Raw genomic sequence first — 14,820 nt, 5'->3', positions numbered from 1 at the left:
GATGTTAGATCAAAACATTAAAACTCAATTAAAAGCTTACCTAGAACGTTTAGAAAGTCCAATCGAATTAGTTGCTGCTTTGGATGAATCAGATAAAGCGGCTCAAATTAAAGAGCTAGTTAGCGAAATTGCTGAACTTTCTGATAAGGTCACTGCCCGTTTTGATGGCAACAATACACGTCGTCCAAGCTTTGGTGTGGCTAAAGTAGGTGAACAACCTCGTGTGTTCTTTGCCGGCTTACCGATGGGCCATGAGTTTACATCTTTGATCTTGGCACTGTTACAGGTGTCTGGCTATGCTCCTAAAGTGTCTGATGAAGTGCTCAACCAGATTAAAGGTTTAAACCTCAAAGCTGACTTTGATGTGTTTGTATCGCTAAGCTGTCATAACTGTCCGGACGTGGTACAGGCGCTTAACCTGATTGCAATTTATAACCCGAACACAACTGCAACCATGATTGATGGTTCATTCTTCCAAGACGAAGTTGAACAACGCAAAATCATGGCTGTTCCAATGGTCTTCCAAGACAATGAACACATTGGTCAAGGTCGTATGACCCTTGAAGAGATTGTGGCAAAACTCGACACCAACTCTGCTGAAAAAGATGCAGCAGCGCTTAATGCCAAAAATGTGTTTGATGTGTTAGTGATTGGTGGTGGTCCTGCAGGTGCAACAGCTGCCATCTATGCAGCACGTAAAGGCATTAACACAGGTATCGTGGCTGAACGCTTCGGTGGTCAGGTCATGGATACCATGGACATTGAGAACTTCACTTCTGTGCAAAAAACTCAAGGTCCTAAGTTTGCTGCCGAAATGGAAGCACATGTTCGTGAATACGATGTTGATATCATGAACCTGCAACGTGTCAGCAAAATCCTTGGTGCAGATCAAACTGCAAATGGTCTGGTTGAGGTTGAACTTGAAAACGGCGCAAAGCTTGAATCGAAAACAGTGATCCTTTCAACAGGTGCGCGTTGGAGAGAAATGAATGTACCGGGTGAGCAAGAATACCGTACTCGTGGTGTCGCATACTGCCCACACTGTGATGGCCCTTTGTTCAAAGGCAAACGTGTTGCTGTGATTGGTGGTGGTAACTCTGGTGTTGAAGCTGCAATTGACCTTGCGGGAATTGTTGAGCATGTGACTTTAGTTGAGTTCGACACTAAACTACGTGCAGACCAAGTCTTGCAAAACAAATTGCATAGCTTGCCAAACACCACTGTGATTATGAATGCTTTAAGTACAGAAGTGTTAGGCGACGGATCACAAGTGACTGGTCTTAAATATAAAGATCGTGCGACTGATGAAGAGCATGTGGTTGAGCTTGCAGGGATCTTTGTACAGATTGGTTTACTCCCAAATACTGACTTCTTAAAAGACAGTGAGCTTGAGTTAACCAACCGTGGCGAGATCATTGTAAATGATCGCAACGAAACCAATGTGAAAGGTGTGTTTGCTGCGGGTGACTGTACTACGGTTCCGTACAAACAAATCATTATTGCCACAGGTGAAGGCGCTAAAGCATCACTCTCTGCCTTTGATTACATCATCCGTTCTGGACAGTAAAATTTAGTCAAACCACCAGTACGATTTAACCCAAGCCTAGCATTACAAAATGTTAGGCTTTTTTAATATTAGCGTTACAACTCTTTAACAATTTTCGATCTTTATTAATCAGTTAGTTTATGTTTATATTTTAGACATCCATAATTTTGGATGCCATAAATTAGAAGGAAAAACACAATGAATAAATTACTTGTTGCTTTAGGTCTTGCTGCGACCGTTGCTCTTGTTGGATGTAATAAAGATAAAGCTCCAGAAACAGGTGCGACAACGGGTGAACACTTAGAAAATGCAGCTCAACAAGCAACTGCAGATATCAAATCTGCTGGTGACAAAGCTGCAAGCGATATTGCTACTGCAACCGATAATGCTACTGCAAAAATCGATGCTGCAACTGACCATGCTGCTGATGCAACCGCTGAAGCTGCTGCAAAAACTGAAGCGACTGCTCGTAAAGCAACTGCTGATACAGCTCAAGCTGTTGAAAATACCGCTGCTGAAGTAAAAAAAGATGCTCAACACTAATTGTCTTTAACAAAAAAAGCCCCTATTTATTAGGGGCTTTTTTTGGCTTTTAAAATCTTTTATGAAATTAAGCCTTCATCACGCATCGCAATTTGTACAGATTGACGCTCTGCTACTTTATTACGTAGTGCAATAATGTGTTTATATGGTGTTAAATCATGCTCAATTGAATTTGACCAGTTTGTTAAAACAAATAGATAAGCATCTGCTGGGCCAAAATTATCATTTACCAAATAATCATAATCAGATTCAGCCAAATAATTATCGATATATTTTAAAAGACGATCAATTTCTGCATAAGCTTTGGTTTTTTCATCAGTTGTTAAAGGCGCCCCAAAGAAAACTGCATAAGCATCATGTAATTCAGAGTTCAAATACCCCAACCACTCTAATACTTTCGCACGGCCCATCCCTGATGGAGGGATTAAATCCTGCTTAGGGTCGTGCTGAGCAAGAAACGGTAAAATCGCAACATTTTCAGTTAACATTAAACCCGGATTAATTTCTAAAGCTGGTACATATCCTTTTGGATTAATCTCGTAATAATCTGCGCCTTTTTCTGTTTTATGTGTTTTTAAATTTACCCGTTCTAAGTCAAAATCAACATTAATTTCATTTAAAATAATATGTGCAGCTAAAGAACATGCGCCTGGCGAATAATATAATTTCATATCTGATCCTTGTTATCTCATATTAACGTTTTAAATTGCTTCTAGAAAACCTGCAAGGTTTGCACAATTCTTTAATTGTAAAAAAGCGTAAACTTATAAAATACTTACACCATCTAATATTCTTGAAAAAGTCATTCCTTGCAAGTTGTCTTGCGTGACGATTGTTTAAAATATGATAAAACACATTTGCGTCACGCAATTTTTCCGTTAATTACGTTTAAAAAGCTGGCTAAGCCAGTTCATTAATTCAGATAAGAAATCAAAAATACCATTTTTCTTATCATCATCAGAATGGCTTGAGTCTTTTCCATTTAAATCTAGATCGACAATTACAGGGTCATGATCCGACGAACGATAAGCATCTTCACCATAGAACAATGCCTTCTGCTCATCCGTTTTATATTCTTCGTTGTAATCTAGAACTGTTGGCTCATCTGCATTGATATGCCATACAAAGGTTCTGACTACTTTTGGATATAAAGCTGCATCAGCAATTGCATGGTCTAAATTACCAGCTCCACCATTACCGTTGGCATCACTCGCAACACCATACACATAGCTATACGCCTGAGTACCCTGACCTACCTTAGCGTCATTAAGTAAAACTTTATAATTCGCTTTTTCAAACGACAAAATAGGTTCTTCTTTTGCGTAGCTGTTCATATCCCCTACAAGTAAAGCATTTTGCTTAGGCACTTGAGTTGGATTTTTCGCTAACCATTGCACAATTTGATCAACTGCTTTCACACGAGTTGGGTTCCAGCAGCCTTGACCATCTTTTTGATCTGCGTCAGTAGAGCTAGCATCGACCCCACTACAGCTTTTCGATTTCAAGTGGTTTGGAATAACAGTAAACGTTTTATTTCCACGAACCGCTTGGAAACTTTGCGCCAAAGTTGTTCGGTTCTTATCGCCCAAATCAAGTACAACAGGCTTATTTAGAGGTTTAACACGCTTACTGTTATAAATAATAGCCACAGCAATTGCATCACCACCTAAACGATCTAAATTTTCAGGAACCACATATTTCCAATCGCTACCTAAAGCTTTGGTCAAATGGGCAATAGCACTGTCTGGGCCATAACCATTGTTAGTAATTTCCATCAAACCGTATACATCGGCGTCAATCGCTTTGAGTGCACTCACAATTTTACGATGCTGTTTATCAAACTCAGCTTGCGTTGTCGCACCACGCTCTGTTGGAAAACCTGTTGCGCCATTGTCATAGTTCAAAACATTAAATGAAGCTACACGAATGTGATTGGCATTTTTGGTAAGGACACTTTGACGTGGGTTTGATTGAGTAAGAACCTCAGGTTGATTGCGCCCAAGCACAGGTTGAACACGCCAACCATTAAAACGGTATTCTAAAATACCTTCAGCATTTTTAAGTTGATAACCCGAACGTAGCGTATTAGCAGCACTAAAATTGCTTGGTAACCATGGCGTACGGTTTTGATTGTTATAGCCATCATCAAAAATAATTTTTGATAATAAGTTTTTCTGAGCTAGAGCCTTAGCTTCTGGAGATAATGCTGGGTATAAGTTGGTTGGAATATATAAGCGGCCTAAGCTCAGCGACAACTCACCATAACGACCATAATTATAGTTCTCGCTCACCGTTAAAGTCTGAGGTAATTTGACCAACATACCTTGATAACGCTGTGGAGAGTTGGTCGATCCACCAGTTAAATTTGAAAATGGAAGTTCAAGGCTAATCGGCTGAACCTGATTTGCCATATTGCTATTACAGGTTTGAATATCTTGTTGTAATTGATCGATCTGTAGCTGATTTTGATAAGACGTTAAACGACCACGCAAAATAACTTCATCGCCAACTTGCCCACCTTTTACAGCGCTACTATTTGGAATATAAACAAAAATCGCATTGCTGACATTTGCACGTGCTTTAGTGTCTGGCGTCTGAACATAAAAACCAGAGAATCCATTGGCATAACGATAGTCAGCTGTAATCACACCACGCACAGTATAAGTCTGGTCTTGCGTTGCTGCCGCCAAGTCAGCAATGGCTGTATCTGAGCTTGAACAACTTACTGTTTCAACAGGAGGCTGAGTTGTAGAACCTGATAAATTTGAAAAGTCATTTCGGTTTGTCCATGCCGACCATGAATGGTCCAAATCAAATGCTGCGGTTGCATCAACACTTAAAGCTGGGTTCTCTGTTTCAATACGCTTAAAACTATTTCCCAAGCTTGAAACTGCCGTCCCCCATCCCGCTGCTGGACGCTCACCAATACGACCAAAACGGTCTACAGGCGTACCTTTATAAACAAGTACAACCGCATCATCTCCATTAAAAGATAAAGCAGCGACCTGATTTACTTTACTACCAAGTTCAGTTTGCAACTCTGAGCGGCCTACTAAAAACTTCTGCTTACTCCCGAGTGTGCCTTGTAAACGAAAAGCCACTGTCTTTGCTGTACCACCATTATTAAATTGTTGAATCTCATAATCAGCTAAACTGACTGTAGTGCCATCTGGATTATAAATTTCCAAGCCTTTTTTATTGCTACTGCCGTCAACATATTGACTAAACATGAGCTGTGCTTGAGCAACTGAGCTATATGAAAATGCACCTAATGCACTTAAAAAGACTGAAAGTGTTCTTAATTGAAAAGTTTTCATGAGTAAAAGTGTTCATATGAGTTTTAATTAGTCTCTTAGAGTAAATATTGATCATGACATCTACATGAAGAAAAACACCGAAACATTTGACTTGATCACATGAAGACTTAAAATACCGCATTTGAATTTCAATATTGCCAAGGTTATGTCGATCGATCAGTTAGAAACGCAAATTGCAGACTTAGACAATTTGCCTGAACACCGTGAAATTGTGACGTTTATGCGTCGTTCAGCACCACTTAATACGTCTCAACGCACGGCATTAGAACAACATCGCGATTTAATTTTGGAATATCCTGTTGGCGACTTACGTCAACACTTCGAACACCCAGAGCGTCCATTAACTGTTGAAATCGGTTTTGGTATGGGTCGTTCGTTAGTACTTATGGCAAAAGCAAATCCTGAACGTAACTATGTGGGTATTGAAGTGCATGTACCTGGTATTGCTCAATGCCTATATGAAGCAGGTATAGCAGAAGTTAAAAACTTACGTGTACTTGATGCAGACGCGATTCAGGTTCTACGTGAAATGCCAGACAACAGTATTAACTGCGTACAACTTTACTTCCCAGACCCTTGGCAAAAGAAACGTCATTTTAAACGCCGTTTCGTTGCCCATGAGCGTATGCCATTGGTTGAACAAAAGCTTGAGCTTGGCGGTACGTTCCATGCTGCAACAGATTGGGAACCGTATGCAGAATGGATGTTAGATGTATTAGACAACCGTCCAGACCTTGAAAACTTGGCTGGTAAAGGCAACAGCTACCCTCGTCCAGACTGGCGTCCGGTAACTAAGTTTGAACGCCGTGGTATTGAGTCAGGCCATAAAATTAATGACTTTATCTTTAAAAAGATTAAGTAAAATTTGACTACCAGATAGCGAAAAAATGGGGGCATTAAATATTAGTATTTAATGCCCTTAATGTTTTGGAATTATTTAGAAAGTTAAGATAAAGACCAAAATACTTTTGGTCTTATCACCCTAATTTTTAAATAATAATTTGCTGGTTATTGATCAGATCATTTAAATTAACGTTTGTATTATTCAATGTTAACAACAGTGAACTACTATACGTCATTCCTACTCCATCCCTATCAATATACAACTGTGTATTTGAACCACTCACAACCGTTTTTATAAATGGTTCTAAACTAGTAAAATTATAAGTGCCTGAATAACCAATCAATAAATCGCCAATATCAATTTTGTCTGCATTTGTATTTGAAGTCGTATTACCCATAGTAAAATCAGACCAAATATCTGTACCATTTCCACCAAGAGCATCAGATTCAACTAATAATTGATATAGTGCTGTATCCGATCCTGTTCCACCAGTAAATTGATCATTTCCACCATGCCCATCTAGAGTGTCATTACCTGCTCCACCATTTAAAATATTCACTCCACTATTACCAGTAAGTGTATTATTTAATGTATTACCTGTTGCATTAATGGCAGTTGAACCAGTTAAGGTTAGATTTTCAAAATTACTTCCTAATGTATATGTAATAGAACTAAGAACAGTATCTATGCCTTCATTAGTGTTTTCAGTTAATGCATCACCAGAATTATCAATTACATAAGTATCATTACCTATACCGCCCAGTAATTTATCAGCACCAACTCCTCCATCCAGATAATCATCACCTGCACCTCCTGTTAAAGTGTTAATCGCACTATTACCAGTCATTACATTATTGAGTGTATTACCCGTAGCATTAATAGCACTTGTTCCAGTCAGGATTAAATTTTCTACATTATTACCTAATGTTAAGGAAACTGAACTTCGAATAGTATCCGTACCTTCATTAACGTTTTCAGTAATTACATCACTTGTATTATCAACAATATATGTATCATTACCTATCCCACCCAGTAATTTATCAGCGCCTGTACCACCATCCAAATAGTCATCACCTGCACCTCCTGATAGAGTATTGATAGCACTATTCCCGATTATGATGTTATTCAGTATATTTCCTGTTCCATTGATTGCAGTTGTTCCGGTTAATGTGAGATTTTCCACATTATTTACTAATGTATAAGTAACACTACTTTGAACAGTATCTGAACCTTCATTAAGACTTTCACTAATAACATCGGCTGTACTATCCACAATATAAGTATCATCACCTTTTCCACCATACATGGTGTCGTTACCAGTACCACCATTTAAAGTGTCATTTCCGGATTGTCCATAAAGAATATCATTACCTGCTTGTCCTGTTATGGTGTCATTCCCTGAAGCCCCATATAAAGTATCAGCATTACTTGTTCCATTTATTGTTTGATTTTGAACAATAAATGTTAGCTTAAACACATCAGATACAGATTGGTTAGCTATATCTTTTACTGTGATTTTGATATTTAGCGGCACTGTGTTATCAGGAGAAGTACCACTCAACACTCTCGTAGTTGGGTTGAAACTCAACCAAGATGGTAATGGAGAACCATCTTCTAAGGTAGCTGAATACGTTAATGTATCGCCCTCAGGGTCTTTGAACGTTGTTGCAGGAATGGTATAGCTAAATACTTTAGCATCAGTCACACTTTGATCTGCAATTGCATTTAATAGTGTAGGTGCCTGGTTCGGTGGACTAACTTTTAAATTAAATGAAGTTGCGGTCCCATAACCAAACATATCCGTTCCCCAATAAAAGAAAGATAAGTTACCAGTCACATTTGTAGGTGGTTTTCCAGATAAAGTTTGTGTTGTCGCATCAAAACTTAACCATGATGGGATAGCTTGATATTGCCCACTACTATCTTTAGTTGTTAAGGTGATTTTGTAACTTAAAGAATCCCAGCTATCTTGATCAACAATAATATTATTAGCGAATTTATAACTAAACTCAGTTTCCTGATTGCTTGTAATTAAAGGTATAGCTGCATTCACAGTTGGGGCATGGTTTGTTAAAGCTCTATTAACCAATGCATCAATATTATCGGTGCCCCAAACGTCTCCAGAGTCAAAAATAATCTGGTCCATTTTATATGTTGTATCTTCGGTATCTACAGCATAATAATTTGAAAGCCAAATATGATCATTTGTACCTTTAAAACTAAGATATACGCTATCGCCATATTTTTGAGCAGATACATCATTAGCTGAATAACCTTGAATTTTTAATATATTTACAGCATCAATATTATCTTCAAAGCTATAGGTATCGGTACCACCACCTCGGCTAAAAATATAAGTATCATTTCCTGCTAAACCATCAATATAATTATCATGCTCATTTCCGACAATGATATTATCAAGATCATTACCAAATCCTGTTTTAGCATTACCTTTTAAAATCAGATTTTCTATATTATTTTCTAATATTTTATAACTATCTGTTAATACTGGATTTCCATTTTCATCCTGACCAATAAAACGAGCATCTTGCCAACGCTCAATAGTGTCTATTCCACCATCAATATCTTCAACAACTTGATCTCCGTTTATGGTGTAAGTGTTACCATTATCATCAGTTTCAATGGTTTCTGTAGTATCAACAACATAATAATCATTACCTAAGCCACCCTGCATATAGTCACTACCTGCACGGCCATCGATATAATTATTACCTATATTACCAATAAGGTTATTATTTGCAGTATTACCTAATAAATAACTATGGCTAAAACCAAACAACTCCACTGCTTCAAATTGACTATTGTCTAAATCTACGTTACCTATATCATATCGATAGATAAGTGTGTCATAACCTCCAGTTTCATTATCTAATTGGAGTTTATCTAGCTCATCTATAATATATGTATCATTACCAGAGTTACCACATAATATGTCTGTACCTTCTCCGCCATCCATATATGCGCCATCAGACTTTGCAATTAGAATATCATCCCCTATACCCCCATATAACTGTGCACTTCCAGACAAATTATCATTACCACCTTCACCATAGGCAACCCCATTATCTATTATTATTGAGTCATTATCTTCACCACCATATGCACTACCACTTTTAATTTTTATTAAATCATCACCACTACCACCATTGACAAAACCACTATTTATGATTATTGAGTCATCTCCGTCACCTGCATATACATTTCCAGAGTCAATAATATTAATGATATCTAAACCTTCACCACCGTATACGTCCCCTATTGTCATAATATTGATAACATCTGAACCTTGCCCGCCGTATACATCTCCGGAACGTATAGTTACCGAGTCACTCCCATCCCCCCCATATACAGCAGTAAGATTATTATTTATTTCAACTTTGTCATTTCCACTACCAGCATAAATATAACTATCATTAGAATATAATGGCACTTCTCTTTGAGTTACCAAGCTAGTTATATAATCATCAAAATCTGTATAGTAATAATCAGTATTGGTTCCACTTATTATATCTATTAATTTAACATTCGTAATTCCTGTTGAGTAAGCAAGTGTTCCTGAGGAGTAATAATCTACATTTTGAATTGTTACATCTAAATTACCAACTCTATCAAAGTCTTCTTTATCATATAGTTCCAGTAAAGAAAAATATTTATTACCATCTTTTGTAAAAGACATGACCCCAGAACTAATATCATATTTTGCTTTTAATAATGTATGTGTAGCAACACTAGAGTTACCAGACCTAGCAAATTCCCACAGTACAGACTTATTTAAATATAACAACCCCAAACCATCTTCATCATGAATCCTATAATCTGATCTTATACCATCTTCAATAGTATAGTAATCATACCCACTACCTCCATATAAATAACTTCCTGTGTCTCCAGCTAAAGTATCACTCCCTTCACCACCATATAAATAGCTATTTTTATTACCTATTAATTTATCGTTCCCTTCACGTCCATTTAGTTCATTTGACAAACTTGTAGTTGCAAATAAAACATCATCCCCAGATGTACCATTCTTTATAATTAATATTTTTGATAGAATATTATTATAATCCCAATTTTCTTGATCAAACTGAATATTCTTTAAATTCTTCCTTGTATCAAAATCAGTTAATGTTATATATTTTTCCAATGAATAATAAATTCTTAAATCATTTTCAACCATACTTAATTTAATTGAAGTTGGTGAAATATTATTAAACTGGATAATACTTTCATCTAAATCATCAATGGTATCTAATCCACTATTTATGTCAAAAGTATATTTATCTTTTCCTATGCCACCTTGCAATATATCATTACCTTCGCCACCATCTAGAAAATCATCTCCCTCTTCTCCAAATAATTGATCATTACCAATCCCTCCAATTAGTTGATCATCACCTTGACCACCATCCAGTTGATCATCACCTTCATCACCATAAATTTGATCATTTCCATCTTGTCCAAGAATAGTATCATTTCCCTCACCCCCATAAATGATATCTTGCTCGGCGGAACCCTGAGCTTTATCGTTCCCTTTAAGAAGATGATATTCGTTCGCCTGATATTGTCCATATTGTGTTACGTTATTTCTAATTGTAGTTATATCCAGATCATCATTTAGAAATGATCCCTCAAAAATTAATTGGTCATTTATGATTTTTCCATTTGTAAAAATCATAAATGGTGCAAAAACTCCACCCCAGTTACCCTCCCAAAAATGAAAACTTAATCCAGCCTTTTCTTTTAAATAGGTATCTAGATGAATAACTTGTGGTATAGTATTTTGTAATGAACTAAATGTTTCATCGTAATTAAGTTTTTGATTAAAATGCATATAAATATCATAACCACCTTTTATGGGATTATCATATTCATCTTTAATTAACCCACCCTCAGTAGCAGGAATTTCCTGATTATCAAAAAATACTAACTTAAATTGACTAAAGGGTTCTTCCGGATTGTGGACAGCAACTTTTAGTTCAGTTGCATTGGTATATTTGACAATATTTACTTTTGAAAGATCAAAATCACCTTCAAAGTAAATATGATTATTTCCTAAATTATCGCCTATTTTTATTTCTGCTTTTCTGACCTGTATATAATAGTTATCATCACCAGTCCCACCAAAGAGTGAGTCTTCTACACCTTCACGACTGATCAGAGTGTCATTACCGTTTCCACCATATAAATTGTCACGGTCCATGCCTCCGTCTAAAATATCATCTCCATCGAATCCCAAAAGCGTATCACTACCACTTCCTCCATAAAGCTGATCATTTCCTTGGTATTCAACAGCAAAATTTTTATTATCTCCTGCAAGGTAATCATCACCAGCCCCACCATAAAGCTGATCTGCCCCACCATCTCCCCAAATGACATCATTTCCGTCATCACCATAGAGTACGTCATCTTTATGATATGAGGCATCTATCTGATTATTATCACCCTGTATATAGTCGTTGCCATTTCCACCATATATTATGTCTCTACCACCATCTCCATAAATTCTGTCATTGCCTTTATCTCCATAGAGCATGTCATCTTTATGATATTGAATATCTATATTGGCTGCATCACCTTCTATATAATCTTCGCCATCTCCACCATATATCGTATCTGAACCACCCTCTCCCCAGATTGAATCGTTTCCATTACCGCCAGTAATACTATCCTCACCATGATATTGACCATCTAAATTAATATCATCTCCTGAAATTATATCTTCACCATCACCACCATTGATCGTATCATTCCCTCCTTGTCCCCAAATTTTGTCATTTCCCTCCTCACCCTCAATATTATCATCAGCATGATATTTGCCATCTAAACCACCACTATCTCCTGATATTGAATCATCACCATTCCCACCTCGAATCGTATCTTTTCCGCCATCACCAATAATTTGATCATTACCATTCCCACCATATAAATAGTCTTCACCGTGTAAATCCCCAGCTAGAGCATGATGATCTCCATAAATTTCATCATCATCATCTTCGCCATAAATTTCATCATTCCCTAAATTTCCCCAGATGCGATCTTTTCCAGCACCACCATAAACAAGATCATGACCAAAACGGCTATAACTTTTAGGTTCAACTGGTGGAGCTGAGGTACCTTCTAAATCACTTAAATCAGCCTCGATAATATCATCACCATCGCCACCATAAAGTTCATCACGTTCTAATCCACCAGTAAGCTCATCATCCCCCTGCCCACCAACAAGTTGATCATTACCATCACCACCATATAAGGTATCTTTGTTTTCTCCCCCATATAAATAATCCTTGCCATCCATTCCATAAACGGCATCGTCTCCTACTTCACCATAGAGAAAATCTGTATCTGATGAACCTAAAATAATGTCATTTCCTGCCCCACCATAAGCAATGTCACTTCCAGAATAACCATGACCATAGTTTAACGCTTCTATAAAGTTGTAAATATAATATTTACCACTTTTCCCTGTATAGTAAATATCAAAAGAAGGAAGGATCTGTTCTTTAGTTTGACCTAAGCTATTATTTATATAATATGAAAATTTATTATTATCATCTAAATTCAATTCAAAATTAAAGTTCAAAATATTATATTCTTTATTTACATCTGTAAGCCCTGCATTCGCATTTCCTACTTGATTTAATAATGACTCTTTTGCAGCATTTAGCCTATTTGAGGTCATAATAATATCATTACCTACCCCTCCATAAACTTGATCTCGCCCACTACCAGAAAATATAATATTACTATCTTGTTCAGAAACAGTTATTCCAGCATAAATAACATCATTCCCTTCACCTGTAGAAATTAGGTCATTACCATCACCAGCAATAATGACAGCATTCTCATTGGTCGAATGAATGAAATCATTTCCTTCAAAACTTGCTACATAACGTTCACCAAAAATAATATTATTACCTTCTGTTCCAAAGGCATAAATCGAAGTATCGGCTGGAGGATTAGTAGCATCGTCTAGACCATCGAAGGTAAGTCCTAATGCTCCATTTTTAAAATATTTTATAGTAATACTGTTGTTGTCATTTTCTTTACTAATTACCAATTTTTGCGTTGTAGCTACACCATCAAAGTCTTCTACTAAAGCTATCGAGTATTGTCCATCAGCACTTTTCCATAGTTTATTATTGATTTTTTCACCGACCGAAAGAGTTACACCATCTATTTTTATTTGACCATTACCATCTAAATCATAGATAGTATCGCGTCCAAAATTTCCATTAAAAATATAGGTATCATTGCCTTTTTCATCGACTAAATTATCATCACCATCTCCGCCATCTAAAATATCATTACCCGCTCCACCATTCAGGTAGTCATTATCTTCAGCACCATTTAATGAATCGTCATCGCTCCCACCATATAAGGTATCAGAATATTTTGTTCCAGTAAGTGAATCATCTCCATCACCAGAAACAATAGCAATACCTTTTTGAGTTAATAAACTCTTTGCCAAATTTATAAGGTTAACTAATTGTGCATTTAGATTTAATGAAGAAGATAAATTAGCTATATTCAATAGAATTGACTTTTGTAAAACTAAATTCGTTAGCTCAAAATCGCTCAAATTATCTTTTTCACTTGAACCATAAATAATTGCACGTCCAGAATTATCTACATAATTAATAATATCATTTTTAATTAAAATTTCTAATGCTTCTAAAAGCTTTCCAGCATCTGGAATAGGTATATTTTTAGGTAAAGATGATGAATAATCTTTAGCTTCCGTAATTAAACCTTGCAAATAATTTTCTTGTTTTATTAGAGATTGTAAATCACTTTTATCAAGATCCATCTTCAGCAGTTTGTCTTTTCCATCAAATACTATTTTTACTGTCTTTCCTATATGATATGGATCAATAGCTCCTTCCGTAAGTAAGTTCGTTAATTGAGCAATATCATTATCAGATTTATAATCAAAATTATCATCTACAGGAATTACTGAAATATTTTTAATTTGAAAAGATCCATCTTTTCCAACAATAAACTGAGCATCTGGATTAATAGTAAATGACATTGAACCAAACACATAAGATCTATCAACATAGTCAATACTACTTGTATCAAGACCATAATTTAAAACCCTAAGCTGAGTTTTTTCATTAGTAGGATAACCAGGATAACCTATCTCTTTAAAAAAATTCTCAGTATTATAAACTTTTCCAACTTCTAGTTTATCAGCATATTCACCTGCTAAAAACTTCCTTACTCCTGTAAAATTGCCCAAACCTACATAACGCCCAGCTCCAGTGGTCATAAATTCAATTGAATTTATATGGGCTTCAGTTACCAAGTTATCACGATCAGAAGAAATAATTTTATCATCAAGTAAATTTTCTGGTTTTGTACGCTGCCCATACAAATAATAACCAATCATTTCGAACATATTAACAAGAGAACTCACATACACCCCTTAACTAAAAATAATCATATTTAAAAAAATTAATTAAAAACTAAAATAAGAAATTTAAAAGATAATTTTCACCCCCTCACCACAAAATAAAATTATTTAAATTAAAAACTCAAACCAAAGATAC

The 14,820-nt window shown here is 36.2% G+C and carries 6 protein-coding genes; 3 read left to right on the top strand and 3 right to left on the bottom strand.

Going from position 1 to position 14,820, the window contains the following annotated elements; translation table 11 throughout:
* The first annotated feature begins 1 nt into the window (after nucleotide 1).
* On the top strand, nucleotides 2-1,567 hold the full coding sequence (ahpF, locus tag ACLBWE_RS18220) for an alkyl hydroperoxide reductase subunit F (protein ID WP_447604199.1): 1,566 nt from the start codon (nucleotides 2-4) through the stop codon (nucleotides 1,565-1,567).
* A gap of 177 nt (nucleotides 1,568-1,744) precedes the next feature.
* A complete protein-coding gene (locus ACLBWE_RS18215) occupies nucleotides 1,745-2,089 on the top strand; it encodes a hypothetical protein (protein WP_005041903.1) in 345 nt (114 codons plus the stop codon).
* A 59-nt stretch (nucleotides 2,090-2,148) separates the two neighbouring features.
* Here ACLBWE_RS18215 and ACLBWE_RS18210 read toward each other — a convergent pair whose 3' ends face one another.
* The gene (locus ACLBWE_RS18210) at nucleotides 2,149-2,760 is read right to left on the bottom strand and encodes a glutathione binding-like protein (RefSeq protein WP_003652661.1); all 612 of its coding nucleotides are present in this window, start codon (nucleotides 2,758-2,760) and stop codon (nucleotides 2,149-2,151) included.
* Nucleotides 2,761-2,967: 207 nt separating this feature from the next.
* On the bottom strand, nucleotides 2,968-5,406 hold the full coding sequence (locus tag ACLBWE_RS18205) for an ExeM/NucH family extracellular endonuclease (RefSeq protein ID WP_447604198.1): 2,439 nt from the start codon (nucleotides 5,404-5,406) through the stop codon (nucleotides 2,968-2,970).
* Nucleotides 5,407-5,551: 145 nt separating this feature from the next.
* Here ACLBWE_RS18205 and trmB point away from each other — a divergent pair, with 145 nt between their 5' ends.
* The gene (gene trmB, locus ACLBWE_RS18200) at nucleotides 5,552-6,268 is read left to right on the top strand and encodes a tRNA (guanosine(46)-N7)-methyltransferase TrmB (protein ID WP_004642023.1); all 717 of its coding nucleotides are present in this window, start codon (nucleotides 5,552-5,554) and stop codon (nucleotides 6,266-6,268) included.
* Between the two features lie 127 nt (nucleotides 6,269-6,395).
* Here trmB and ACLBWE_RS18195 read toward each other — a convergent pair whose 3' ends face one another.
* Complete coding sequence (locus tag ACLBWE_RS18195) at nucleotides 6,396-14,687, bottom strand: putative Ig domain-containing protein (protein WP_447604197.1); 8,292 nt, start codon at nucleotides 14,685-14,687, stop codon at nucleotides 6,396-6,398.
* Nucleotides 14,688-14,820 lie beyond the last annotated feature (133 nt).

This window comes from Acinetobacter sp. M5A5_2a (genome assembly GCF_053345265.1).
This window is presented reverse-complemented; position numbering and strand designations above follow the sequence as displayed.